This is a genomic window from Stenotrophomonas sp. STEN031, from assembly GCF_056759975.1.
In genome coordinates this window covers 35,096-59,962 of sequence record NZ_JBRREA010000016.1, presented here as the reverse complement: position 1 = coordinate 59,962, position 24,867 = coordinate 35,096, and the positions used below count along the sequence as shown (strand labels likewise).

Genomic DNA, 24,867 nt, shown 5'->3' with positions numbered 1-24,867 from the left:
ATCTGATAGCACGGCCGCTGGAGGCAGAAGCTACAATCGGCAGATTCCTGCAGCATTGCCGGGAATGACATGGATGCAATGTGCTGATTACCTGGGGTGGTAGATGAAGTTACGGGTTTTGTGGGTGGCCTTGGCACTGGGTTCATTGCTCGGTTGCAAGCAGGCTGCTGCGCCTGCGCCTGCGGCTGATGGCGCTGCCGCTGCCGCTGATGCCGTAGCGGTGCAGGGGCCGGCTGTATCCGCTAGTGGTGGCACGAACAATGAGCCTGAAGACACCGTGTCCGCGCCGTATGAGGAGGGTGATAGCGATGTCCCCACGCCGGCAGGCTTCGATCATGAGCCGAGCTGCGAAGAGAACCCGCTGGCCACTTACTTCTTCACCCTGGTAGGTGGCAACAGCGTGGACAACTGTGGGCGTGCCGATGCCAAAGTGACTGCAGCATTCGATGCGTTGCTGAAAGAGGCCGCGCAGGGGGACATCGCCGATCCGGATGTGCCTTCGCTGCGCGACCGTCTGCTCAGTGGCCCCAGCGCGCCTGGCGTCCCGAAGCTGCTGGGCCAGGAAACATGGTGGTACTACACGGCCTGCCAGGCACACCAGTGCGGTACGCATCAGTTGGCGATGCTTTACCAGCCTGAGCAAGCCCGAATGGTTGGCCGCCTGGTCTCGCGCTGCCAGGTCTGGTGGTTGGGTGATCCGACGGAGGAGCAGCGTGTGCTCATCGATACTACGCGGCCGGTAGACCCCGCGCTGCTCACGGATGAAGCGACATGTGAGGCGGAATCCTGAGATCGCGAAAATGTCCGGTTACCTTCGTCGCGAAGGATCGGCGTGCAGCGGCAACAGGGGCACCGAAGTTCGATAGCAGGGTTGATTGACTGAGCCGATTGTTGAAGGCGCTCTGGGCTGTCCGACAGTCCAGAGCCACATAGGGAGATGTGGAATGACCGCGATTCGTCTTCGCCGCTTGTCCGGAATCCGCATGGCGATCGCGCTTGCTGTACTTGCGTTGCCCGCACTGGCGATTGGGCGACAGCCCGCATCAATGCCGGCTGCACTGGCGCCACCTCCAACGCACCCCGACGAATCCGCAGCACGCCAGACCGCCCAGCGCTATCAACAGCTGCTTCCACTTTACCGCTGGCGTTTGCTCACTGCGGTGGACAAGGACGGAATGCCGCGAACCTGGTTCGGCGAGGGCGCGGATGCGCCGCAGCTGCAATTCGGTGTCGAGGAAAAAGGCCCGTCAGCGGAACCGTCTCTGCTAGTGCATAGCGAGCTATGCAAGCGGCAGGTGGATGGCGAGGTGGTGCTGCGGCGCTATCAGGTGCAGGGCGCTGATTCGCAGCGCGAGGTGGCCTGGCAGCTGAATCTGCACAGACAGCCGCATGAGCGAGCGCCTGCATTGACCTGCCAGAAGCCGGCGTACACCGCTGAGCAGCGCCTGCTGCAGATGTTGTCCGGCGGGCATGCGCTACGCATGCGCGTTGAGCAGGCGAAACAAGACCGGCCGCAACTGGAGCTTGGCGACGCATTTGGCGGGGTATTGCGTTTCGAAGGGACGGCGCTTGCGCAGGATGCGCACTACGGTGTGCAGGGAGCGGAACGACTGCTGCAGATCAAGGAGACATCGGCTGGATGCGCGAACACCTGGCTGCCCGGTAATCGTTGCCTGCTGTTCCGCGAGGTGGCGCTGGATGGTCGGGAGAACGCTGCATCGGATTGGAACGACGACGTCCTGGCGGTTGACGGCTATACACATAGCGCCGGGACCGATGTGATGTTGCTGGTCCGGCGCTATGGAAGCACGAATGACGGTCCTGTAGCACCGATGAGCTATCGCGCGGGACGCCAGTTGTGGGCACGCGGTGATGCGGCAGGGCCGGGCATGATGGCGAGCGTCACTGGTGTGCGCGCGGATGCGGTGTTGGAGCCTGAGCAGGCAACGTTCCATCCGAAGTTGCTGGCCCGATTCATCGCTCGTGATAGGGCGCTTGGCGCCAATGAGTTCGCCCATCTTTACTACGGCGCATGGTTGCGGCGCGAACTCGGGCCGACACCCGCCGAAGCCAGCTCGCCATTCACCGGGGCTGATGAGCTGGCGGCGGCCGAGGGCTATCTCGAACTGCGCAGCCAGCTTGCTGCGTTGGGTGAGGCGGGCGGCCCAGCTGGCGCGCGTATGCAGCTTTACCAGGATTTTCTGCGGCGGTATCCCCTGCATTTGCATGCGCTGGAAAGCCTTGCCGACGATGATGCGGATGTGCGCTTTGGGTTTGACGGGTTGTTGCGGGCCATCATGGCAAGTGGCGATGGCGACAGTTGCCAAACGCCATGGATCGTAACCGCATCCGGTGATATCGGTGTGGTATTTCGGTATCTGGCGCTGGATCGGGATCATGCGCTGGACCGGAAGACGGACGATGGCTGCTTGCGGGTTGGATCAGGGAAGGACGAGAAGTACTTCCTCGTGTTGGGCTCGCGGTAGCAACAGTTGCATGTGGGAGCGGCGTAAGCCGCGAAGCCGATGATTCCAAACGGCCCAGATCCATGGCACATGCAGATGGGAGGGATGGCCAGCTTCGCGGCTTACGCCGCTCCCACAGAATCAGGTGCCGCTGTGCGGCTCTTCCGGAGCGACGGGTGCGGTGGCTTCCTGCTTCGGAATCTACCGCAGATAGATGAATAGATCGGGTGGAAAGTGACTTCAATATTGGAATTGGTTTGGCACAGGTAGACGAAGCAATATGAAATTCTTCTTGATTCCTGCTCTGCTGGCACCCGGCATCGGCAGTTCACTGGCGGCTCCGGCTGATGCTGCGCATACCGTGCTGCCGTTGGTTGTAGCGGCTGCAGACGCCGGTCCGTTCGCTGATGACAGGGAAAAAGGAAAGGACGCACTCTATGCGGTGGCGTTCTTCCTCGTGGTCTTCATCCTGATTGCTTGGCTGGCAACGCACCTGTCGCGCGAAAAGAGATCCGCGAAAGTAGCGCCATTGCCGCGTGTTCCGGTGCGCATGCATTGGTATGACGGCACCCGGCTGCCCATCGCGGATTGGGAACGTATCAGCGAGGACGCGCCGACGGGAATGGATGCCGACGCGACGCATATCCATCGCACGTCGGCGGCGAAGGAGTGGCTGGAAGCGCTCAACCAGCAACTGGGAGAGCACTACCGCATCACCGAGTCCGCCGACTTCCTGCTGCTGTCGAACCTGATGGACAGGCCTGGCGAGGTATTCCTTGCGACCTGCCAGCGCCTGCTATCGCGGATCAATCGCAGTCTTGGCGATCTCGCAGTCGCGCCCGGTCTTGGCAAGCATGTGGTGATGGTGTTTGCCGACCAGGAGGACTATTACGCCTACGTATCGCATTACTACCCGGACGGCGGCGAGTACGCGATGTCATCGGGCATGTTCATCAAGGCCGGCTACGGCCACTTCGTGATGCCACTGGAGATCATCGATTCGATGGAGCCGGTGATTGCCCATGAACTCACCCACTGCCTGCTGCAACACCTGCCGATACCGGCGTGGTTGAACGAGGGCCTGGCGGTGAATACCGAACACACCTTGTACCCGCAGCTGGCCGCACCGGGCGCACAGATGTACTTCCCGCACGAGATTGCTGCCCAGCACGCGGCCTACTGGAACCAGGACAGCATCCAGGCCTTCTGGTCCGGCAAGTCGTTCCTGGCGGCGGACGATGGCAACCGGCTCTCCTACGACCTGGCCAAGAAGATCACCGCGCTTGCAGCAGGCGACGAACGCGCGTTCCGCGCCTTCGTGGCCGCGGCGCAGATGAACGATGGCGGCCTGGCCGCGCAGCAGCACCTGGGCTATCCCATCCAGAACCTGCTTGAGGCCGTGCTTGGCGAGGGCGAATGGACACCGCGGCCGGAGGCGTGGAGGCAGGGTGTGGAGCGGGGGCAGTTCTAGGCCGGCGATCCATCCAGAAGCTGATATTGGTGCCTGCCGATCCGCTTCACGCGGATGAACTCAAGATCCATGGGGGCGACTACTTCAACGGTTTCCTCCAGCCAGTCTTCGGAGTACGTGACGCCGGATTCCGCTCGGAAGCGTGGGTTCCACGAAATCTCATAGATGGGCTGATCGCAATCTGGAACGTAGCGGATGCTGAACACGATCAGCAATGCCTGCGTCAGGGGGATTCGGTTGGCATGCTTCCAGAAAGCGGGATGCCTTGCAGCGGAGACCGCGGAGGCAAAGGCGACCGCGCAGGCACATTCCGCGAACGCATCGTCGATGGTCTGCTGGGCACTGGCCAGCTTGCGCTCCAATGGATAGGCGCCGACGTATTCGACAAAGATCAATGTGCTGCCGTGCTGGAACTCGCAGACCGCGGGGGTGCGGTCCGTCCAATGGCCAAGCATGTTCTGCGGCAGAAGCGAGAGTGTCATTGAGTGCGGTTCCAGATGACGGCAGCGGCCGCAGCTGCAGGGCTGCGGCAAACAGGATGCTGGCGTGGCATTGTAACGACGCAGTTGCCGTCCGCCTTTTGATCTCGGGGGGCGAGGTCGGGAACTGACACGCCTTCGTCGAACTTGCCGCGCGGTTTGAGCTAGCATCAGCGCAACCGGATGCCCCAGGGACTGGAACGCATGAAGAACGCCGTGATGCGCTGGCTGGTGTTGGTCTCCCTGCTGCATCTGGGCAGTGCGCCAGCGATGGCAGCACCGGGCAAGCTGCTGGAGGCGATCGCCAGCGAGGGCGCACCCGCCGGCGCGAAGGCCTGGCGCATCCGCTACGAAACCACCGATGTCGATGGCGATCCGACCCAATCCACCGGCGTGGTGATCGCCCCCGACGGGCCAAGTCCGGTTCAAGGACGTGAGGTGGTGGCCTGGGCGCATGGCACGGTGGGCATCGATCCGGCCTGTACACCCATCCGAACGCTGGACCAGATCCCGGGATTGGCCGACATGCTGGGCCGTGGCTGGGTGGTGGTGGCCAGTGACTATCCCGGCTTGGGTACGCGTGGGCCGCATGCGTATCTGGCCGGTGACGCCACCGCCGCGGCGCTATTGGACTCGGTGCGCGCGGCAACAGCGATCCCGGCGGCGGGTGCCCGCCGCAGCTTCGCGGTGTGGGGGCATTCGCAGGGCGGGCATGCAGCATTGTTCAGCGCGCAACGTGCGCGCAGCTATGCGCCGGATCTGCAGTTGCAGGGCGTGGTCGCGGTGTCGCCACCCACCGATCTGGCGGCCAATATGCAGCGTGCCGATGCGACGGTACGCGGGTTGTTGACCGGATTCACTGCCCGCAGCTGGTCCAAGGTCTACGGTGCGGATCTCTCCACCATCGCCAACAGGACAACGCGTGGCGTGATCGAGCGTGCCACCAGCGGTTGCGAGGGCGATCCGTTCTCGGCGGCGGCGCTGGTGCGCCTGCTGCGCTTGCGCGCGCGCCTGGGCAGTCTGGATCTGAGCGGTCGCGCACCTTGGGATGGTTTGATGGCACGCAATTCGATCACGGCGCTGGCGGCCGGTTCGGCACCGCTGTTGCTGGTGCAATCCGATGCAGACGGCCTGGTGGCGACGCCGGTCACTTGGAACTTCTTCGAGCAGACCTGCAAGCGCGGTGCTGCCGTGAACTACCTGCGCCTGCCAGACACTGGCCATGCCACCACGGCGATTGTCTCGGCGGATCGTGCCATCGCCTGGATCGCCGAACGCTTCAGCGGGCAACCGGCTGGCAGTGATTGCGGACAGGCGATGCGCGCCGGGTCAGCAGCCAGCGGATAATGCAGGCTGCACGCAGTGAAGAGCCTGTCCAGGCAGCGGGATATCCCGCTGCGATTCCGATAATGGAGACTTCGTCATGTCGTTAGTGCTCTACGGTCATCCGTTTTCCTCGTACACGCAGAAGGTGCTGATCGCGCTGTACGAGAACGCCATCGCCTTCGAGTTCCGCGAACTCGGCCCTGACACGCCAGAGCACATCGGCCAATGGCTGCAGCGTTGGCCGCTGGGAAAGTTCCCGCTGCTGCTCGACGGCGAGCGCAGCATCGTGGAAACCAGCATCATCATCGAATACCTGCAGTTGAAGCATTCCTGGCGGGTGCGATTGCTGCCCGAGGATCCGATGCAGGCGTTGGATGTGCGCTTCCATGATCGCTTCTTCGACCTGCATGTGATGAGTCCGGTGCAGCATGCAGTGAACGGCGCACTCAGTGGCGACGATGGCAAGCGCGATGAGGCGCGTGCTTTCAGTGTGCAGAAGCTGGAACTTGCCTACGCCTGGTTGGAAAGCCAGCTGCCCGGCCGTCGATGGGCCTGTGGTGAGGCCTTCTCGATGGCCGACTGTGCCGCAGCGCCTTCGCTGTTCTACGCCGATTGGACGCACCGCATCAGCGACGACTACCCGCTACTGCTGGACTACCGCCAGCGCCTGCTGCAGCGTCCGTCCTTCGCGCGTGCGGTGGATGAGGCACGCGTGTACCGCCATCTGTTTCCCTTGGGGGCGCCCGATCGTGATTGATTCGCCGCGCCGAGCCTGGTACTCGCGTTATCCGTGGTCGATTGTGATCCGCATTGCTGCTTTCGTTACGCCCTTGCTGGTGTTTCTGCTGTACACGCGCATGGCCGTCGCGTATGCGTCCACGCAACAACATCGCGGTGATACCGGTCTGGGCATTGCCTTGCTGTTGGGGGCTGTTGCACTGCTGATGCTGGTGGGATTCTTGGTGGACGCGGTGTTGCAGTTGGTGCGCCGGCAGCACTGGAACTGGATCACCGATGCGCTGATCCTGGGATTGCTGCTGATGCCGTTCGGCTGGGTTGCCTGCAACTGGTTCGGCATGCATGAATCGCTCTCCTGTCGCCTGCCGATCGCTCTGTTCGGTGCCGTGCTGGAACTGTTCTCGCTCTGAATCCTGGTAACGCGTGGTGTCGGCCGGCTGGCGGAGTCAAGCGTTGCCAAGCTTGTCCCAGCGCCCACCCTCACGTAGCGATACTTCGAAGCGCGCCCACTGCCGCAGCTCGGCCGCGGTTGCATGGCCGATATCGCCGATGCCGTCGCCGGCCACCACCGCATATACCAGACGATCGGCCGAGGGCCCGGACAGGGCCGGTGTCACCGATACCCGGCGTACGCTCCAGGCACGTCCGAGCCGGCCATTGCTGTAGCAGCGGCCGGGTTCGATCTGCGCCGGGTGCAAGGCGTCGCGCTCGGCATGCTGCTTGGCCAGTTCCAACAGCTCGGTCAGGTTCTCGTCGGTGATGTCGACGAAGGAGTTGAGCTGGCCGATGGCGGCGTGGAAATCTTCCTGGGTCAGATCCACGTGGCGCTGCGAGGACGGCATGCTCACGGTCTGCTGGCGACGCCGATGCAGGTGCACCGGATAGCGGCGCCAGGCGAAGCAGGCATTGAACGCTACCCCGGCCAACAGGATGGCGGCGACATTTATCGCTACCGGCGTGAGCAGGTAGTGATAGCCAAGTGCATGCACATCGCTGCCACCTATCACCGCGGCAAGCGCGGTGGCGCCACCGGGCGGATGGATGCAGCGCAGGTAATGCATGGCGCCGACGGCCAGGCCCACGGCCAGCGCTCCGGTCCAGGCCTGTTCGGGAAACATCAGCTGGCAGCTGACGCCGATGAAGGCCGATACCAGATGCCCGGCGATCACCGCCCACGGCTGCGACAGGGCGCCATGCGGTACGGCAAACACCAGCACTGCGCTTGCCCCCATCGAGGCCAGCAGGATCGCGCCGCCGGCATGGTTGCCAAAGCCGCCCGGGAAGCACCAATGGGTGAGCTGGTAGACCACGCTGATGCCGATCAGCGCGCCCAGCGCCGAGATCCACTTCTCTCCGTGGCTGGTCTGGTTGCGCTCTATGCTCAACCAGCTGCGGAGAGGGTGCAGGGGCTTGCTGCTGGACTTCATGGCCGTGGTTGCGTGGAGGGGAGGCCATTTTGCCGCGTTTTCCGTGTGCTACATGAGTCCGGATCGGTTGTTTGAACGTCGGCTGATGCGGATTTGTTTGGTGCTCATGCCGCAGGTGCATGCAGCGGAACAGGGAAGGTAGGATGGGAGCAGCTTTCTGCCGTTGTGTGCGTAATGATTCCTGGACCGTTGATTTCCTGGCCGTTCCTGCTGTTGGTCTTTGTGTTGCCGCTGCTGGGCGCTGCAGTGGCGATTGGCCTGCTGGTGAGGGCATGGTGCTTCCGGCGCCAAGGCAACGGCGATTGGCGCGCGTTCTTCAGCTGGACGGTGCGGCTGGCCACGGTGTTTGTCGTACTGGTGGCGGCATGGGTGGGGCTGCTGCTCTACAAGACCTTCCAGTTCAAACGGGAGTTCGCCATCGAGAGCTGGCAGCGGGGCAGCCGCGCCCAGTTCGTGCTGGAACGTGATTTCCAGTACGGCGAGTTCAATGTGCCCAAGGGCACCTTGGTCAATCGCCGCGATGTCTTCGACAACGGCGAACCACAACGGCCATTGGGATTGCGGGGGCTCGATGCGCTGCAGTTTCCGGAGCCGGTGCAGCTGGCAGGTCTCTGGGTTGATGTGCTGGAAACATCTCCCGGGCGGGTGCGCTTGACTGCCGATCAACGCATCAGTCCGGTCTATCACTCCGATCCGGAGAGTGGCAATTGGGTGGTCGATCCTTCGCGTCCGTTCATCGACTGCAAGGCCGGTGAGGTCGCCTGGTTCAATACACCGTTGATCGACTATGACATCCAGGCCGAGTTCACGACCGGCGAGCCGGATGGCGCAGCCGCACGTTTCAAACCCAGCCAGTGGCAGTTCACCCACTGTGAAAGCGACCGGGGACCGCCGGAGATCAAGCCCGTCTTCGCCGAGCCGATGCCGGCGGGTGCGACCCGGCAGGTGTTCACGTGCGAGAACTGATGCAGGCGCAGGGCTTTCCGGTTTTACGCAGATTTGATGCGGCGCGCGGCTTGTCGCCATCGCCGGTTTATGGGCGTCGCGTGAACAATTCCGCATCGCTGCGCAGTTCGCGTGGCCGCATTCGGAAACCCCATGAAACGCTCACATTCTTCGTTGTACTTCGCTGCCTTCGTTGCACTCGTCGCCAGCGCGGATGCACTGGCCATCGACACCAGCGGCAGCGCTGCCTTGACCAGCGACTATGTCTGGCGCGGCTCCACCCAAAGCCAGGGTGACGCTGCCGTACAGGCCGGTTTCCGTGTGGCTGGCGACAGCGGGGTGTATGCGGCTGTGTCCGGCTCCAGTGTGGAGTTCGCACCGGAAACGCATGCCAGCAGCGAGCTGGACTTCATCGTCGGCTGGAACGGCAAGCTGGCCGACGACTGGGCTCTGGATGCCAACCTGCTGCACTACCGCTATCCGGCGACAACGGTCGATCTGAACTGGACCGAGCTCAATGCCACGCTGACCTGGAAGGACAACTATTGGCTGGCCTTGGGCTGGTCGCCGGAGGCGCTGGGCACCCGCCAGGATGGTTTGTACACCCAGGTCGGCGCGCGCGTGCCGCTGTCACCGCGCCTGCGTGTGGAGACCGCCGCCGCCTGGTACCAGCTGCAGGATGCGGTTGGCGGTGGCTATGCGCACGGCCAATTGAGCGCCATATGGGCAGTGGCAGCGCCGGTCGAGCTGCGTCTGAGCGGGCATTTCACCGACCAGCACGCACGTGAGCTGTTTGGGGGGCAGGCCGCCGGCACGCGTTGGGAGGCCGCGGTGCAGGCATCGTTTTGAAAGTTTTCAGGTGAGCGTGATGCCACGCTCTTGTAGGAGCGGCGTGAGCCGCGAAGCTGGCACCAGTTGGCAGTCAAGCCAACGGCGATCTCACGGTGTACGAGCTTCACGACTGACGTCGCTCCTACAAGAATGAGCGGCACCGCATTGTGTAGGAGTGGCGTGAGCCGCGAAGCTGGCATCACTTGGCAGTCAAACCAACGGCGATCCCACGATCTACACGCTTCGCGACTGACGTCGCTCCTGCATCGGGGCGCTCAAGGTTTGTTGGTGGGAGCAATTGCTTCGCTGTTGATTTCGCTTCGACGTTGCTTCCTGTTGCCGGCGAAGGTCAGCGACAGGTGCGTGCACGCGGCAACGGCAATGATCATGGCAGCTTCACCGTCGCTGGCCAGGAAAGCCATCAGCAAGCCAATGAATCCAAGGATGGAGAGCGCATCGAACAGCAATCGACTGAAATACCATGCGACAACCAGGATCAGCAGATACATCGTCGCCGGCAGTGCTGGTGTCCGCGCGACGAAGTAGAGAATGTCCATCTTCGGAATGCCTGCTTGTTGGCGGGGTGGCGACGAATTCTAGGTGCACTGCATGTGCTGGATATGCGGCCAATGTGAAGCGAATTTGAAGTGAAGGTTGCCTGCGGTCGGCAGCAAGAAAGTGCTGGAAATGTCAGCTTGGCTGCTGCTAGCTTGCGCCATCTCGAACACACAGCTTGGGCGAATCTTGAACTCTTCCGAACGAAACAAGTGGCCGCGCGCCGTACGTATCGTGTTGTTGCTGATGGTGCTGGCCTTGGTCGCCAGCTGGCTGTGGCGACAGCCCTTCAGCGTGGTCGCCCGCGAAGGCTGGAAGCTTTCACGCCTGCCGGCACCAACAGCGATAGCCGTTCCGGTGCAAGGCATCAAACCGCGGCAGATTGCAGATACCTTCGGCGCACCACGCGGGCGCGAGCGCAAACACCATGGCGTGGATATCTTCGCCAAGCGCGGCACGCCGGTAGTCGCCGCTACCCCGGGCGTGGTTGCGGCGGTGCGAGACAGTGGCCTGGGCGGGCGCCAGGTATGGGTGATCGGGCCGGCCGGGCAACGGCATTACTACGCGCACCTGCAGGATTGGGCGCCGGGGCTGGCCTATGGGCGCGTCGTGCAGGCGGGCGATGTGCTGGGCTTCGTGGGTGACAGCGGCAATGCGCGCGGTACGCCGCCGCATCTGCACTACGGCATCTACGGCGGTGATGGCCCCTTCGACCCGCTGCCGCTGATGCATGCAGGGCAGCCGCGCAAGCGGTAAGGTACGCCCCCTGCAAGCCGCCTTCCCGCGGCGAGAGCTGTACTGAACGATGCTGACTGATCAATTCGACCGTGAACACCTGTGGCACCCTTACAGCGCCCTGGGCAGCCCGGTGCCGGTGCTCAAGGTCGCCCGCGCCGATGGCGTGCTGCTGCAGCTGGAGGATGGCACCCGGCTGATCGACGGCATGGCCTCGTGGTGGTGCGCGATTCATGGCTACAACCATCCGCAGCTGAACCAGGCTGTGGTTGACCAGCTGGGCCGCATGTCACATGTGATGTTCGGCGGGCTTACCCACGAGCCGGCCATCGCGCTGGGCAAGCAGCTGCTGCAGATCGTGCCCAAGGGGCTGGACGCGATCTTCTACGCGGACTCCGGCTCGGTGTCGGTGGAAGTTGCGCTGAAGATGGCGATCCAGTACCAGGCGGCGCGCGGCAAGCCGGGCAAATGCAATATCGCCACCACGCGTTCGGGCTATCACGGAGATACCTGGAACGCGATGTCGGTCTGCGATCCGGTTACCGGCATGCATGGTTTGTTCGGCACCTCGTTGCCGACACGACGGTTTGTGCCCGCGCCGCAGACGCGCTTCGGCGAGGACTGGAACCCAGCCGATATCGCACCGCTTGCGCAGCTGTTCGCTGAAAGCGCCCATGAGTTGGCCGCCTTCATCATCGAGCCGGTGGTGCAGGGCGCGGGTGGCATGCGTTTCTACCATCCGCAGTACCTGCGCGAGCTTGCACGCTTGTGCCGCGAGCACGACGTACTGTTGATCTGCGATGAAATCGCCACTGGCTTCGGTCGCAGCGGGCGCTTGTTCGCCTGTGAGCATGCGGACATCAGCCCCGACATCCTGTGCATCGGCAAGGCATTGACCGGTGGTTACATGACGATGGCGGCGACGCTGTGCACGCGCGAGATTGCCGATGTGATCGCCAGCGGCGAGCCGGGCGTGTTCATGCATGGCCCGACCTTCATGGCCAATCCGTTGGCCTGCGCGGTTGCGCTGGCATCGGTGCAGCTGCTGCTGTCGCAGGATTGGCGGGGCAGGGTGGCGGCGATTGAACAGCGTCTTGAACAAAGCCTGGCACCCGCGCGCGACTTGCCGCAGGTGGCCGATGTGCGTGTGCTTGGGGCCATCGGCGTGATCGAGTTGAAGGCATCGCTGCGGCTGGAACGTATCCAGCAGCGGATGCTGGAGCATGGCATCTGGATCCGGCCGTTCGGTCGGCTGGTCTATGTGATGCCGCCGTTTGTAATCGATGATGCACAGCTGCAGCAGCTGTGTGATGGCATGGTCGCGCTGGTGGCCAGCCTGCAGGAAGAGGATATGCGCGCATGAGTGGCAAGGTTGTTTTTGTCAGCGGTATCGATACCGAGATCGGCAAGACCGTGGTGACCGGTTGGCTGGCCCGGCAATGGTCCGAGCAGGGCCAGGACGTGATCACCCAGAAGCTGGTGCAGACCGGTTGCGTGGCCGCTTCCGATGACATCCTGCTGCACCGGCGCATCATGGGCTGCGGGCTGTTCGAGGAGGACCGTGACGGCACCACGATGCCGGCGCTGTTTGCCTACCCGGCGTCGCCGCATCTGGCCGCGCGGCTGGAGCACAGGGTGTTGGATCTTTCTGCAATCGAGAGCGCTACGGCGCGCTTGTGTGAGCGCTACGAGACGGTGTTGATCGAGGGTGCCGGCGGTTTGATGGTGCCGCTGAGCGAGCAGCTGCTGACGATTGATTACGTCGCACGGAAGGGCTGGCCGGTGTTGCTGGTGACCTCCGGGCGGTTGGGTTCGATCAACCACACGCTGTTGTCGTTGGAAGCGATTGCCGCGCGCGGGATCATGTTGCATGGCGTTGCCTGGAACAGCCGTGATGACAGTAGCGATGAAGTGATTGCGGCGGACAGCCGCGGCTTCATTCGGGAGTGGGTGTTGAAGCGGTTCCCGGATGCGGAGTGGTATGACGTGCCGCGGATTGATCTGGGCTGATCGGGTTTCTCGCGAAAGGCACCCCTCCCCAACCCTCCCCTGCGCGTTGCGCAAGGGAGGGGGCGGATCGTGCAGCGCTGGGCTGTTGCTTGCGCCCCCTCCCTTTGCCGAAGGCAAGGGGAGGGTTGGGGAGGGGTGCTTCTGCTCCCGCTCCACTCGCAGAAGCCCCTACTTCTTCAACTTGTACGCCAACACATAATCGCCCGCCTTGGTCCCGGTCGAACCATGACCACCCGCCACCAGCAGCACCATCTGCTCGCCCTGGCTGTTGAGGTAGGTCATCGGCGTGGCCTGCCCACCGGCCGGAATGCGCACATCCCACAGCACCTTGCCGCTGGCCAGGTCGTAGGCGCGGAAGTTGTCGTCGGTGGCTGCGCTCATGAAGGCCACGCCGCTCGCAGTCAGCATCGGTCCGCCAATGCCGGGTACACCGATGCGTATCGGCAGCGGCACAGGTGAGAGATCGCGGATGGTGCCATTGCGATGCTGGTAGGCGATCTTGCCGGTACGCAGATCGGCGGCGGCGATCGTGCCCCATGGCGGCACCTGGCAGGGCACGCCGATAGGCGACATGAAAGGCGTCATTTCCACCGCGTAGTCGGCACCCTTGTTCTCATTGAGGCCATGCTCGCCCTTGTTCATCGCACGGCCACTGGCCTGCTGCTTTGGCACCAGTTTCGACACGAAGGCCAGGTAGGTGGGCATGCCGAACATCACCTGCCGCTGCGGATCCACCGCCACGCTGCCCCAGTTGAAGGTGCCAAAGTTGCCCGGATAGATCAGGCTGCCCTGCAACGTCGGCGGCGTATAGCGGCCGTCATAGCGCAGTTGCCGGTACTGGATGCGGCACAGCATCTGGTCGATCAGGCTGGCGCCCCACATGTCGGCCTCGCGCAGCGGTTCGGGTTCGAAGCTGAGCGCCGACGCAGGTTGCGTGGGTGCGGCGAACTGGCCGGGAATGTCCACGTACTGTGGTGCGGTGCGTTGGCTGATCGGCAGCAGGGGTTTGCCGTCACGACGGTCCAGCACATACACGTCGCCTTGTTTGGTTGGCTGCACCAGCGCCGGCACGCGGCCTTGCGGCAGGTCCAGGTCCAGCAGCACCGGTTGCGCCGGGGTATCCATGTCCCAGAGGTCGTGATGGACGAATTGCTGCACCCAACGCACCTGCCCGCTGGCGATATCCAGCGCCACGACCGAAGAGGCATAGGTTTCCTCGGCCGGGCTGCGGTACATGCCAAGCTGGTCGGGGGTGCGGTTGCCCATCGGGAAGTAGGCCAGGCCCAATGCTTCATCGGCACTGGCTACCGACCAACTGTTCGGCGAGCTGGGGGTGTAGATCTGGTTGGGGTTGTTCGGATCCAGCGGCGCGGTCTGGGTGGGGTTGCCCGAGTCCCAGTTCCACAGCAGCTGGCCGCTGTGCACGTCATAGGCGCGGATCACCCCGGAGGGCGAGTTGATCGCATAGTCGTCGTTGACTGCGCCGGCGACGATGACCTTGCCGCCGGCCACCAGTGGCGGTGAGGTGGAGTAGTAATAACCGGCCTGTTTGAACGGCATGTTGTGCAGCAGGTCGAGCACGCCGTTGTTGCCAAAATCCGGGCAATGCTGGCCGGTCTGTGCATCCAGCGCATGCAGCTTGGCATCGGCGCTGGGCAGGAACACGCGGCTGCTGCAGATGGTCGCGTTTGTTGCTGCCACAGACGGGTTGGCAGCCGGCTCGGTGTAATAGGAGAGCCCGCGGCAGGTCTGATGCTGGCGTTGCGGCTCCATGCCCGCACCGGGATCAAACTTCCACAGCACCTTGCCGTTGTCCGCATCCAGCGCGAACGCCAGGCTGTGTGGTGTGCACAGATACAGGGTATTGCCGATCTTCAGCGGGGTGACCTCGTAGGTGGTCTCGCCCACGTCCTGCGGCAGGCGCACGTCGCCGGTCTGCATCTGCCAGGCCAGTTGCAGCTGGCCGACATTGGCCGGGGTGATCTGCGTCAGCGGCGAGTAGCGTTGGCCATAGCCACTGCGCCCGTAAGCCTGCCATTCGCCTTCCGGTTGCGGGGTGTCGCCCAGCGCCGGGGTGGCGTTGACGATCTCCATCGGCAGCTGGCCATCGATCTCATGCAGATGCCGCGGGATGCCGGCGAAGGCCACCGCCGCCACCCCCAGCGAGGCCAGCAGCACCGGCCAGCCGGCTGGGCCGGTATAGCCGCGCGGGCTGGAACGGCGCGAGGCCGGCAAGGCCATCAGCAGGCCGAGCAGGGCAGGTACGCCCAGGCGCGTGGCCAGCGGCCACCAGTACAGGCCGGCTTCCCACAGCGACCAGCTCAATAGCACCAGCAGCCAACCGGCGTACAACCAGGTCGGCCAGCGTCGGTGGCGCCACAGGCCCCAGGCCACGGCCAACAGCAGCAGGCCGCTGAGCAGGTAGAACGGGCTGCCGTGCAGGGCCAGCAACCAGGCGCCGCCTATCGCCAGGGCCAGTCCGAACAGCGTGGTCAACAACAGGGTCAGTACACGCATGGCGTACCTGCGGGTCCGGAAGATGCGGCCATGCTGCGCCCAGTCATGTCTGCGTGGCGTCACGCGCGTTCTTAACATTCCCGCCGTAGAATCACAGCCTTGTCGACTAGGGACCGAGCATGAGCATTCTGGACTTCATCAAGAAGGAACTGATCGAGATCATCGAATGGACCGATGACTCGCGTGACACGCTGTCCTACCGCTGGCCCGACGAGGACCGCCAGATCAAGAACGGCGCGCAGCTGATCGTGCGCGAATCGCAGATGGTGCAGTTTGTCGCCGCCGGCCAGTACGCCGATCTGTTCGGCCCCGGCAAGCACACCCTGAGCACCCAGAACATCCCGGTGCTGTCCACCATCCTGGGTTGGAAGTACGGCTTCGAGTCGCCGTTCAAGTGCGATGTCTATTACCTCAATACGCGCCTGTTCACCGGCAACAAGTGGGGCACCGCCAACCCGGTGATGATGCGTGACGCCGATTTCGGCGTGGTGCGCCTGCGCGCCTTCGGTACCTACGACTTCCGCATCGTCGACCCGCCCAAGTTCCTCAAGGAAGTGGCCGGCACCGACCAGAATTTCCGTCTGGACGAATTTGCCGACACCATGCGTTCGCGCATCGTCAGCGTGTTCACCGAAGCCCTGGCCAAGGCCGGCGTGCCGGCGCTGGATGTGGCGGCGCGCTACTCCGAGCTGGGCGAGGCGCTGCTGCCGATCATCAACCCGGCCATGTCCGGCAAGTACGGCATCGAGATCACCAGCTTCATCCTGGAAAACGTGTCGGTGCCACCGGAAGTGGAGCAGGCCATCGACAAGCGCTCCAGCATGGGCGTGATCGGCAACCTCAACGACTACGTGAAGTACCAGATGGGCCATGGCATGGGCGAGGGTGGTGAAGGTGCCGCTGCCGCCGCGGTGCCGGCACAGATGGCGATGGGCTTCGGCATGGCGCAGGAAATGATGCGCAACATGCAGACCGGTGCGCCGGTGGTGCCCGGTCCGGCGGTGCCGCCGCCGTTGCCGGCTGCCGGCACGGATGCGCCGGCGCTGGACGTACTCACCCCCGAGCAGGCCGCGCAGGCTTTGTCGGTGTCGGTCGAGGACGTGATGGCGTCGATTGCCGCCGGTGAGCTGAAGGCACGCAAGATCGGCAATGCCACCCGCATTGCGCGCTCGGCACTGGAAGAGTTCCTGCGCGGCTGATGAACAACGCAACAGTTGGCAAACACCCCTGCCCGGAATGCGGCGGGGACCTGCAATGGAACGCCACCAAGCAAGCCCTGGCCTGTCCCTACTGCGGCACCATCGTGCCGCTGTCGGCGGCAGCCGAAGGCGTGGGCGATGGCAGCGCCGGCGTGGTCGAGCAGGACCTGCTGGCCGCCTTGCAGCGGCTGCAGGCGGAGGAAGCCCTTCCGCCTCCGCTGCCACCGTTACCGCAAGGCGGCGTGGTTGGCATGCTGCAGAGCATGGCGGCAACCCCGGCCGAACAACGCGGTTACGGTGCACAGCCCCGCGAGGTGCAATGCCAGAGCTGCCATGCGATCTCGGTGTTCGTCGATGGCAAGGTGGCCGACCGCTGCGAATTCTGCGGCTCGCCCTCGATCATCGCGCATGAATCGCTGGGTGATGCGATTACCCCGCAGAGCGTGCTGCCGTTCCAGATCAGTGATGGCCAGGTACGTGACAGCATCCGCCGGTGGTACGGCACGCGCTGGTTTGCGCCGAGCAAGCTCAAGCGCGCGGCGTTGACCGATACGCTCAAGGGCGTCTACTTGCCTTACTGGACGTTTGACGCGCATGTTGCGGCGCGTTGGACCGCCGAGGCCGGCTACTACTATTACGTCACCGTCAGTTACCGCGATTCCCAGGGGAACACCCAGACCCGGCAGGAACGCCGCATACGCTGGGAACCCGCATCCGGCTCGCTGCAGCATTTCTTCGATGATGAACTGGTGCCGGGCACGGTAGGCGTGCATCCGGAACTGCTGGCCAAGATCGGGCGCTTTCCGACCACCAGCGACCTGAAGCCGTACTCGCCCGAGTTCGTGCGCGGTTGGACGGTGGAGCGCTACCAGGTGGATCTGCGTCAGGCTGCGGAGCAGGGTGAGGAACAGATGCAGGCGCAGACGCATCGCCTGTGTTCCGAGCAGGTGCCTGGCGACACCCAGCGCAACCTGCGCGTGCAGGCCGATTACAGCAGGCGCACCTTCAAACACATCCTGGTGCCGGTATGGCTGGTCAGTTACACCTACGGCAGGCGCAGCTTCCAGGTGCTGGCCAATGGCTATACCGGGCAACTGGCAGGCGAACGCCCTTACAGCGCGTGGAAGATTTTCTTCGCGGTGCTGGGTGCTGTGGTCGGCCTGTTGGTGATGCTCCTCGTGCTGGGGGGCGGACGCTGACCGCGGGGTCAGCGGCGCTCTTCCCCCGCTCCTGCACGCTCACAGCAGTTTCGCAGCCCGGGTAAGCGCAGTGCACCCGGGGAATGAAATCCACACAGTCTTGCCGGTCTTGCGCAGATAGGCCCCGGGTGCGCTGCGCTTACCCGGGCTACGCCGTTGCGCATTCTGCGCAGCGGTTTACTCGCCCAAGTGCACTACCGGCAGGAAACCGCCGTAGACCAGCCGCTTGCCGTCGAACGGCATCGGATTGGTCGCCGGATCCATGCGCGGGTCTTCCATCATCTTGCGCATGCCGATGTCACGGGTGGCCTTGTCTGGCCACTCGATCCATGAGAACACCACGGCTTCATCGTCCCGGGCCTGCACGGCACGGTAGAAATCGGTCAGGGTTCCGTGTGGCACATCGTCGGACCAGCATTCGGTCACACGCAGGGCGCCGAATTCGATGAACAGCGCATCGGCAATATGGGCGTGCTCGATGAACCTGGCCTTGTTGGCCAGCGGCACGGCGGCCAGGAAACCATCAACGTAGGACATGGCGGGCCTCGTGGGACGGGCGGCGTGGGGCCGTCTTTGGTGAAACAGCGGTAACAGGCAACATCGATTCTGCGCCGGGCAATGTTTCGGCCGCGCCAAATTCCTGCGAACGGCAGATCACCGCGAGGTTGATAATCATCAGGGCCAGTGCGCCCCGGCTTGCCCACAATGAACCTGCTTCGTGCAGGGCAGGAAACATGAACGAGCTTGGCGGAATGCGTTGGGGCAGGCCGGATGGCACTGTCAGCCGAAGGGAGGGGCTTGATGGTTATCTCCCCACGGCAGTCATGGCACGCCATGCCGCGGGCAAGGCCACAACGGCGTTCAATGAATGGCTGTCGCTGCCGTTATGGGAGAACGCCTCGTTCACGGGTGGTGCCGGCAAGCTGCCCACGGGCAGCGGCGGGCAGCCTTGGAACATTGCATCGTCCCCTCGGTTCGGCGCCTGCCGCCGTCGTCAGCGCAGGGGACGGGCGAGCCCGAAGCAACGGCCGGAGACACGTGTTTTCCGAGTGCCGCGCAGCCAGACCGCAGGCCAAAGACATACCCGATTGATCGCAAACCGCCAGTCCCGGCTGGCACCAGGAGAGTTGTGATGCCGTTTGTATCCCGAAATGCAGTAGCCAGCGCAGTGGCCGTGCTTTGTCTGCCGGCAGTTGCCTGGGCGCAGGACGCCGCGCCGGCCACCAAGGTGTCGGCACAGATCTTCGTCAACGCCAGCCAGTTGGATCGTGATGGCGTGGTCACCGACGATGAAGGTCTGGCGCTGGATCTGAAGCGTACCTTCATCACCGTCGACCACCGTTTCAACGCGCAGTGGTCGGCGCAGGTCACCACCGATGTGCAGTGGCTGCGCAACAGTGATCCTACCGACGTGTGGCTGCGCCACGCCTATCTGCAGCGCAGCTTCGGCAAGGGCAACTGGCTGCGCCTGGGCAATGCGCCGTTGCCGTGGATCCAGCAGGAGTCGGCGCGTGATGGCTACCGCTATGTCGATGGTGCCCTGATCACCCGCAGCAAGATGGGCAACGCGGCCGATTACGGCGTGCACGGCCAGTACACCCGTGGCGACTTCACCTATGCCGCTTCGGTGGTCACCGGTGGTGGCTACCAGAAGCCGCGCCTGGGCAAGCGCCCGGACGTCGAGGCACGGGTGGGCTGGGCACCGGCCAAGGGTGTTGAGCTGGCGCTGGGCGGCTACCGCGGTACCCGCGCGCTGGATGCGGGTGATCGACCACGTGAGCACACTGCCCAGCGCTGGAATGCGATGGCCAGCTGGGTGGGGGGAGCGGGGGCGGATCGGCGCCCAGTACTTCCGTGCGGAAGACTGGACCCGGGTGGTCAAGCCGGGCAGCGATGACCAGCGTGGCTGGTCGGTGTGGGGCAGCTACCAGCTGAGTCCACAGTACGCTGTGTTCAGCCGCCACGAGGAGACCCGGATGAGCCTGGACATCGATCCGCGCACCCGCGAGCGGTACCACATGGTCGGCGTGGAATGGAAACCGAACAAGCACCTGCGGCTAGCCGCCGTGGGCAAGCAGCTGAAGCAGGAAACGGCGACGAAGTCGCTGGAAAGCCATGAAGCCGGCGTGTGGGCGCAGATAGCGTTCTAAGCGTTTTGCGCCAAGCCTGGCTTTGCTCCTCCCCTTTGGCGTAGGCAAGGGGGAGGTTGGGAGGGGGTTGGCTTTTTGCTTGCAGCTTTGAGGTTGTTGCGAAGAGCACCCCTCCCCAACCCTCCCCTTCGCTACGCGAAAGGGAGGGGGCCAGTGCCTTGCTCCTCCCCTTTGGCGTAGCCAAGGGGGAGGTTGGGAGGGGGTTGGCTTTTTGCTTGCAGCTTTGAGGTTGTTGCGAAGAGCACCCCTCCCCAACCCTCCCCTTCGCTACGCGAAAGGGAGGGGGCCAGTGCTTTGCTCCTCCCCTTTGGCGTAGCCAAGGGGGAGGCTGGGAGGGGGTTGGTTTTTGCTTGAGGCTTTGAGGTTGTTGCGAAGAGCACCCCTCCCCAACCCCCCCCCTTCGCTGCGCGAAAGGGAGGGGGCTCAGCGACTTACTCGCCCTGGTACTGCTTCTCTTCAACCAGCGCCGAACCGGCCACGCGGTTGATCTCGTTCTTGACCACGATGCGCTCGCCATTGGTGCCGTAAACGCCGCGCGCCAGGGTGATGAACTCCGCGCCGAAATCCTGCGCCGCTTCCTTCTCGCGCAGGCGGTCCTGGATCTCCCACATGCGCTCGTTGATGGCCTTGAGCTGGTCCTTGAGCGTGGCCAGCGACGGGCGCGCTTCCTGCTGAGACAGCCACAGTGGCCACAGGCCCTGCAGCTCGGTGCGCACATTGGCCAGCTTGGCGGTGTCGGTGATGCGCTCGGCCTTGATTTCGAGGATGGTGATCTTGTCGATCAGTTCGCCAATCGATACCGGGGTGAGTAGGGTCTGCACGTTGTCGCCGCCGTTGATTCCTGTAATGCGGCAATCATAGCGCTACGGCAAAGGTTGCCAATGAACCGATATTGGCGCGCAGGCAGCGAGAATGCGCACAATGCGGGCCCATCCCGATCAGGACTTGCCGATGCTGCTGCGTTCTTTCGCCACCGTTGCAATGATGTTGGGTGCCGCCAGCGTGCAGGGCGCTGAAGGTCTGCAGGGCGCCTGGCAGCTGCAGTCCGGGGAGTTCGTCAACCCGGAAGGGGCGGTGGTGGATTACGCCAGCCAGAAGCTGGCCGGCACCAAGATATTGGCCGATGGCCGGTTTGCCTTCACCACCACCAGCGATGGCAAGTTCTGGGCCGGCGGCTCGGGCACCTATCGCAGTGGGGACGGGCAGTACGTGGAGACGCCGTTGATGGCGTCGTATCCGCTGGAAAACGGCGGCAGCTACAGCTTCCGCTACACCCTGGAAGGCGATGTGTGGACGCTGGAGCGCTGGGACGGCGAGCGCCGGGTCGAGCGCGAAGTGTGGAAACGCGCGCGCTGAGAGGACGTTGGGGCTGATGGTTTTGTGGGAGCGGTGTAAACTGCGAAGCCGATGGTCCATGGCGATCCGGCGATTCCATGCGCCGGAAGTCCATCAGCTTCGCGGTTTACACCGCTCCCACAAACCACAGATCATGAACGTGGTGCTTACCGCGGCGGGAAGCCCGCTTCCTCCAGTGCCTTGGTGAAGCTTTCCACCGGCAGGCTGGACTCGATCTTGACGTTCTTGCCGGGCAGGTCGATGTCGACCGTGGCGGCCGGGTCCACGTCCTTGATGGTGGCCGTCACGCTGCGTGCGCAGCCGCCGCAGGTCATGCTTTCGATATGCAGTTTCATGGGGTTTCTCCGTTGGGGTGGGAGCCAGCTTGCAGCTTGCCACGATGGGAAGGTCAAGCGATAAAGAGCGCTTGACCCTGCCATCGTTGGAAGCTTTAAGGTGCCTCCAACAGTCGAAATGGAGACGTGCCGATGAGCAGCATCGCCAGTCCGGGCAAGCAGAAATCGGGCCCTGCCACCGAAGATCTGATGATCGAAGGCATGACCTGCGCCTCCTGCGTGGGGCGGGTGGAGCGTGCGCTCAAGGCCATTCCCGGGGTCAGCCAGGCCAGCGTCAATCTGGCCACCGAACGCGCCAGCGTGCAGACCGACGGCAGTGTGCCGCGTGAGGCGCTGGTGCAGGCGATACACAAGGCCGGCTACGAGGTCAGCGCCCCCGCCGCGCAGGAATTGCTGATCGAAGGCATGACCTGCGCGTCCTGCGTGGGCCGCGTCGAGCGCGCGCTGAAGGCGGTGCCGGGCGTGCAGTCGGCCAGCGTCAACCTGGCCACCGAGCGCGCCAGCGTGCAGGGCGCAGCCGATCCGGCCGCACTGCTGGCGGCCGTCGAGAAAGCCGGTTACGCGGCCAGCGTGATCGGCAGTGCCGGCAGCAACGAGGACCAGCAGGCACAGCGCCATGCCGACGACCTGCGTGTGCTCAAGCGGGACCTGTGGATCGCGGCGGCGCTCAGCCTGCCGGTGTTCCTGCTGGAAATGGGCGGGCACCTGATCCCGGCCTTCCATCACTTCATCGCCAGCACGCTGGGTACCCAGAACAGCTGGCTGCTGCAGTTCGTGCTGGCCACGCTGGTGCTGGTGTTCCCGGGCCGCCGTTTCTACCAGAAGGGCATCCCGGCCCTGCTGCGTGCCGCGCCGGACATGAACTCACTGGTCGCCGTCGGCACCTTGGCGGCCTATGGTTACTCGCTGGTGGCGACCTTCCTGCCGCGGCTGCTGCCGGCCGGCACCGTCAACGTCTACTACGAGGCCGCCGCAGTCATCGTCACCCTGATCCTGCTCGGCCGCGTGCTGGAGGCCAAGGCCAAGGGTCGCACCTCCGAGGCGATCAAGCGCCTGCTCAAGCTGCAGGCCAAGACCGCGCGCGTGCGTCGCGATGGCAGCGTGGTCGAGCTGCCGCTGGAGCAGATCGCCAGTGGTGACGTGATCGAAGTGCGTCCGGGCGAGCGCATCGCGGTGGATGGCGAGGTCATCGATGGCGACAGCTATGTCGATGAATCCATGATCAGCGGCGAGCCGGTGCCGGTGCAGAAGGCGCCGGGCAGCAACGTCATTGGCGGTACCGTCAACCAGACCGGCGCGCTCGGCGTGCGTGCCACCGCCGTCGGTGGGGCGACCGTGCTGGCGCAGATCATCCGCCTGGTGGAACAGGCGCAGAGCGCCAAGCTGCCGATCCAGGCGCTGGTCGATCGCATCACCCTGGTGTTCGTGCCGATCGTGATGGGCCTGGCCTTGCTGACCTTCGCGGTGTGGCTGATCTTCGGCCCCGAACCGGCGCTGACCTTTGGTCTGGTCAATGCGGTGGCGGTGCTGATCATTGCCTGCCCGTGTGCGATGGGGCTGGCGACGCCGACCTCGATCATGGTCGGTACTGGCAGGGGCGCCGAGCTGGGCGTGCTGTTCCGCAAGGGCGAGGCGCTGCAACTGTTGAAGGAAGCGCAGGTGGTGGCGGTGGACAAGACCGGCACGCTGACCGAAGGCCGCCCGCTGTTGACCGACCTGCAGCTGGCCGAGGGCTTCCTGCGCAGTGATGTGCTGGCGCGCGTGGCGGCAGTGGAAGACCGCTCGGAACATCCGATTGCCCGCGCCATCGTCACCGCCGCGCAGCAGGAAAACCTGCAGTTGCCGGCCGTGGATGCCTTCGAATCGGTGACTGGTTACGGTGTGCGTGCGACTGTGGATGGCGTGCGCGTGGAAGTGGGCGCTGATCGCTTCATGCAGAAGCTCGGTCTGGATGTGGCGGTGTTCGCCGGCGATGCGCAGCGTCTGGGCGAAGAAGGCAAGAGCCCCCTGTACGCGGCGCTGGATGGTCGCCTGGCAGCCATCATCGCCGTCTCCGACCCGATCAAGTCCGATACCCGTGCCGCCATCGCCAGCCTGCATGCGCTGGGCCTGAAGGTGGCGATGATCACCGGCGACAACCGCCGCACCGCCGAGGCCATCGCGCGCCAGCTCGGCATCGACGAAGTGGTTGCCGAAGTGCTGCCGGAAGGCAAGGTCGATGCGGTGCGCCGGCTCAAGGCTGAGCACGGCCGCCTGGCCTATGTAGGCGATGGCATCAACGACGCACCGGCGCTGGCCGAAGCCGATGTTGGCCTGGCGATCGGCACCGGTACCGACGTGGCGATCGAGGCCGCTGACGTTGTGCTGATGTCCGGCAGCCTGCAGGGCGTGCCCAATGCCATTGCGCTGAGCAAGGCGACGATGGGCAATATCCGCCAGAACCTGTTCTGGGCCTTCGTCTACAACGCGGCCTTGATTCCGGTCGCGGCCGGCGTGTTGTACCCGGTCTGGGGCATCCTGCTGTCGCCGGTGTTCGCGGCCGGTGCGATGGCGCTTTCCTCGGTGTTCGTACTGGGCAACGCGCTGCGCCTGAAGCGTTTTCGTGCCCCGCAGATGCAGGCCTGAGGAGTGATGACGATGGAAGAAGGCATGAACATCGGCCAGGCCGCCAAGGCCTCCGGCATTTCCGCCAAGATGATCCGCTACTACGAGGATATCGGCCTGATCGGGCCGGTTGCGCGTACCGATGCGGGATATCGCCTGTACGCGCCACGCGACATCCATACGCTGGGTTTCATCAAACGCTCGCGTGACATGGGTTTCAGCGTGGAGCGCATCGGCGAACTGCTGGAACTGTGGCGCGACCGCTCGCGCCACAGTGGCGACGTCAAGCGCATGGCGTTGGAGCACGTGCAGGTACTGCAACAACGCATCGCCGAGCTGCAGGGCATGGTGCAGACCGTGGAGGCACTGGCCAACTGCTGCGCCGGCGATGACCGCCCGGATTGCCCGATCCTGCGTGATATCGAGACTGGCGTACCGTTGCACGACAGCGCATTGCCAACTACCTTTGGCGGCGTCTCCGCCGGCAAGCGCGCTCGTTGATTATTGCGCGCAATCGTGAAAATG

25 protein-coding genes are annotated in these 24,867 nt (G+C 64.1%); 18 read left to right on the top strand and 7 right to left on the bottom strand.

The features are described 5' to 3' along the window. The first annotated feature begins 103 nt into the window (after positions 1-103). The 3 genes from ACVOLQ_RS09725 to ACVOLQ_RS09715 all read left to right on the top strand — a co-directional run bounded on the left by ACVOLQ_RS09725 (position 104) and on the right by ACVOLQ_RS09715 (position 3,936). Positions 104-790 carry a hypothetical protein gene (locus ACVOLQ_RS09725; protein ID WP_481527840.1) on the top strand — a complete coding sequence of 229 codons (687 nt, stop codon included), beginning with the start codon at positions 104-106 and terminating at the stop codon, positions 788-790. A gap of 85 nt (positions 791-875) precedes the next feature. Beyond that, the gene (locus tag ACVOLQ_RS09720) at positions 876-2,486 is read left to right on the top strand and encodes a hypothetical protein (RefSeq protein ID WP_481527839.1); all 1,611 of its coding nucleotides are present in this window, start codon (positions 876-878) and stop codon (positions 2,484-2,486) included. A 259-nt stretch (positions 2,487-2,745) separates the two neighbouring features. Then, on the top strand, positions 2,746-3,936 hold the full coding sequence (locus tag ACVOLQ_RS09715; protein WP_481527838.1) for a DUF2268 domain-containing putative Zn-dependent protease: 1,191 nt from the start codon (positions 2,746-2,748) through the stop codon (positions 3,934-3,936). On the opposite strand, the gene ACVOLQ_RS09710 is transcribed toward ACVOLQ_RS09715, so the two are convergent. Further along, on the bottom strand, positions 3,933-4,418 hold the full coding sequence (locus ACVOLQ_RS09710) for a hypothetical protein (RefSeq protein WP_481527837.1): 486 nt from the start codon (positions 4,416-4,418) through the stop codon (positions 3,933-3,935). The two genes, ACVOLQ_RS09715 and ACVOLQ_RS09710, sit on opposite strands and share 4 nt — an antisense overlap. Before the next feature lie 201 nt (positions 4,419-4,619). On the opposite strand from ACVOLQ_RS09710, the gene ACVOLQ_RS09705 reads away from it, so the two are divergent. The 3 genes from ACVOLQ_RS09705 (at position 4,620) to ACVOLQ_RS09695 (ending at position 6,889) form a co-directional block, all read left to right on the top strand. Further along, entirely contained in the window at positions 4,620-5,762 is a 1,143-nt protein-coding gene (locus ACVOLQ_RS09705) for an alpha/beta fold hydrolase (RefSeq protein ID WP_481527836.1), read from the top strand. Between the two features lie 76 nt (positions 5,763-5,838). Continuing rightward, entirely contained in the window at positions 5,839-6,498 is a 660-nt protein-coding gene (locus ACVOLQ_RS09700; protein ID WP_313493305.1) for a glutathione S-transferase family protein, read from the top strand. Further along, on the top strand, positions 6,491-6,889 hold the full coding sequence (locus ACVOLQ_RS09695; RefSeq protein ID WP_481527835.1) for a hypothetical protein: 399 nt from the start codon (positions 6,491-6,493) through the stop codon (positions 6,887-6,889). Before ACVOLQ_RS09700 ends, ACVOLQ_RS09695 begins: the two co-directional genes overlap by 8 nt. A gap of 36 nt (positions 6,890-6,925) precedes the next feature. Here ACVOLQ_RS09695 and ACVOLQ_RS09690 read toward each other — a convergent pair whose 3' ends face one another. Next, on the bottom strand, positions 6,926-7,906 hold the full coding sequence (locus ACVOLQ_RS09690) for an HPP family protein (protein WP_313170994.1): 981 nt from the start codon (positions 7,904-7,906) through the stop codon (positions 6,926-6,928). Positions 7,907-8,080: 174 nt separating this feature from the next. On the opposite strand from ACVOLQ_RS09690, the gene ACVOLQ_RS09685 reads away from it, so the two are divergent. Further along, positions 8,081-8,872, top strand: coding sequence for a hypothetical protein (locus ACVOLQ_RS09685; RefSeq protein WP_481527834.1), 792 nt, complete (start codon positions 8,081-8,083; stop codon positions 8,870-8,872). Positions 8,873-9,004: 132 nt separating this feature from the next. Continuing rightward, a complete protein-coding gene (locus ACVOLQ_RS09680) occupies positions 9,005-9,700 on the top strand; it encodes a TorF family putative porin (protein WP_481527833.1) in 696 nt (231 codons plus the stop codon). A gap of 257 nt (positions 9,701-9,957) precedes the next feature. On the opposite strand, the gene ACVOLQ_RS09675 is transcribed toward ACVOLQ_RS09680, so the two are convergent. After that, a complete protein-coding gene (locus ACVOLQ_RS09675; protein ID WP_481527832.1) occupies positions 9,958-10,191 on the bottom strand; it encodes a hypothetical protein in 234 nt (77 codons plus the stop codon). A gap of 292 nt (positions 10,192-10,483) precedes the next feature. On the opposite strand from ACVOLQ_RS09675, the gene ACVOLQ_RS09670 reads away from it, so the two are divergent. Genes ACVOLQ_RS09670 through bioD form a run of 3 tightly spaced genes read left to right on the top strand, consistent with a single transcriptional unit; the run spans position 10,484 to position 12,982 of the window. Further along, the gene (locus tag ACVOLQ_RS09670; protein ID WP_313171342.1) at positions 10,484-10,993 is read left to right on the top strand and encodes a M23 family metallopeptidase; all 510 of its coding nucleotides are present in this window, start codon (positions 10,484-10,486) and stop codon (positions 10,991-10,993) included. A 49-nt stretch (positions 10,994-11,042) separates the two neighbouring features. Next, positions 11,043-12,335: an adenosylmethionine--8-amino-7-oxononanoate transaminase gene (gene bioA, locus ACVOLQ_RS09665; protein WP_481527831.1), complete on the top strand. Its 1,293-nt coding sequence runs from the start codon at positions 11,043-11,045 to the stop codon at positions 12,333-12,335. Continuing rightward, the gene (bioD, locus tag ACVOLQ_RS09660; RefSeq protein ID WP_481527830.1) at positions 12,332-12,982 is read left to right on the top strand and encodes a dethiobiotin synthase; all 651 of its coding nucleotides are present in this window, start codon (positions 12,332-12,334) and stop codon (positions 12,980-12,982) included. The genes bioA and bioD overlap by 4 nt, the downstream gene beginning before the upstream one ends. A 168-nt stretch (positions 12,983-13,150) precedes the next feature. Here the strand turns inward: bioD and ACVOLQ_RS09655 are convergent, their stop codons facing one another. Beyond that, positions 13,151-15,499: a membrane-bound PQQ-dependent dehydrogenase, glucose/quinate/shikimate family gene (locus ACVOLQ_RS09655; protein WP_481527829.1), complete on the bottom strand. Its 2,349-nt coding sequence runs from the start codon at positions 15,497-15,499 to the stop codon at positions 13,151-13,153. 119 nt (positions 15,500-15,618) lie between these two features. On the opposite strand from ACVOLQ_RS09655, the gene ACVOLQ_RS09650 reads away from it, so the two are divergent. Together ACVOLQ_RS09650 and ACVOLQ_RS09645 are read left to right on the top strand one after the other, a co-directional pair. After that, on the top strand, positions 15,619-16,698 hold the full coding sequence (locus ACVOLQ_RS09650; protein WP_313170981.1) for an SPFH domain-containing protein: 1,080 nt from the start codon (positions 15,619-15,621) through the stop codon (positions 16,696-16,698). After that, positions 16,698-17,897, top strand: a complete 1,200-nt coding sequence (locus ACVOLQ_RS09645; RefSeq protein ID WP_313170980.1) for a TFIIB-type zinc ribbon-containing protein — start codon at positions 16,698-16,700, stop codon at positions 17,895-17,897. The genes ACVOLQ_RS09650 and ACVOLQ_RS09645 overlap by 1 nt, the downstream gene beginning before the upstream one ends. A gap of 177 nt (positions 17,898-18,074) precedes the next feature. On the opposite strand, the gene ACVOLQ_RS09640 is transcribed toward ACVOLQ_RS09645, so the two are convergent. Next, on the bottom strand, positions 18,075-18,434 hold the full coding sequence (locus ACVOLQ_RS09640; protein WP_313493314.1) for a DUF1428 domain-containing protein: 360 nt from the start codon (positions 18,432-18,434) through the stop codon (positions 18,075-18,077). Positions 18,435-19,029: 595 nt separating this feature from the next. Here ACVOLQ_RS09640 and ACVOLQ_RS09635 point away from each other — a divergent pair. Both ACVOLQ_RS09635 and ACVOLQ_RS09630 read left to right on the top strand, forming a co-directional pair. Continuing rightward, positions 19,030-19,794 carry a hypothetical protein gene (locus tag ACVOLQ_RS09635; protein WP_481527828.1) on the top strand — a complete coding sequence of 255 codons (765 nt, stop codon included), beginning with the start codon at positions 19,030-19,032 and terminating at the stop codon, positions 19,792-19,794. Then, complete coding sequence (locus ACVOLQ_RS09630; RefSeq protein WP_481527827.1) at positions 19,772-20,047, top strand: hypothetical protein; 276 nt, start codon at positions 19,772-19,774, stop codon at positions 20,045-20,047. The genes ACVOLQ_RS09635 and ACVOLQ_RS09630 overlap by 23 nt, the downstream gene beginning before the upstream one ends. A gap of 431 nt (positions 20,048-20,478) precedes the next feature. Here ACVOLQ_RS09630 and ACVOLQ_RS09625 read toward each other — a convergent pair whose 3' ends face one another. Continuing rightward, entirely contained in the window at positions 20,479-20,868 is a 390-nt protein-coding gene (locus ACVOLQ_RS09625) for a DUF6165 family protein (protein WP_313170972.1), read from the bottom strand. A gap of 130 nt (positions 20,869-20,998) precedes the next feature. Between ACVOLQ_RS09625 and ACVOLQ_RS09620 the strand changes: the two genes are divergently transcribed. Beyond that, the gene (locus tag ACVOLQ_RS09620) at positions 20,999-21,403 is read left to right on the top strand and encodes a hypothetical protein (RefSeq protein ID WP_313493315.1); all 405 of its coding nucleotides are present in this window, start codon (positions 20,999-21,001) and stop codon (positions 21,401-21,403) included. Between the two features lie 146 nt (positions 21,404-21,549). Here the strand turns inward: ACVOLQ_RS09620 and ACVOLQ_RS09615 are convergent, their stop codons facing one another. Beyond that, on the bottom strand, positions 21,550-21,738 hold the full coding sequence (locus tag ACVOLQ_RS09615; protein WP_313170968.1) for a heavy-metal-associated domain-containing protein: 189 nt from the start codon (positions 21,736-21,738) through the stop codon (positions 21,550-21,552). A 132-nt stretch (positions 21,739-21,870) separates the two neighbouring features. Here ACVOLQ_RS09615 and ACVOLQ_RS09610 point away from each other — a divergent pair, with 132 nt between their 5' ends. Next, the gene (locus ACVOLQ_RS09610; protein ID WP_481527826.1) at positions 21,871-24,363 is read left to right on the top strand and encodes a heavy metal translocating P-type ATPase; all 2,493 of its coding nucleotides are present in this window, start codon (positions 21,871-21,873) and stop codon (positions 24,361-24,363) included. 6 nt (positions 24,364-24,369) lie between these two features. Beyond that, on the top strand, positions 24,370-24,843 hold the full coding sequence (gene cueR / locus ACVOLQ_RS09605; protein WP_481527825.1) for a Cu(I)-responsive transcriptional regulator: 474 nt from the start codon (positions 24,370-24,372) through the stop codon (positions 24,841-24,843). Positions 24,844-24,867: the final 24 nt, after the last annotated feature.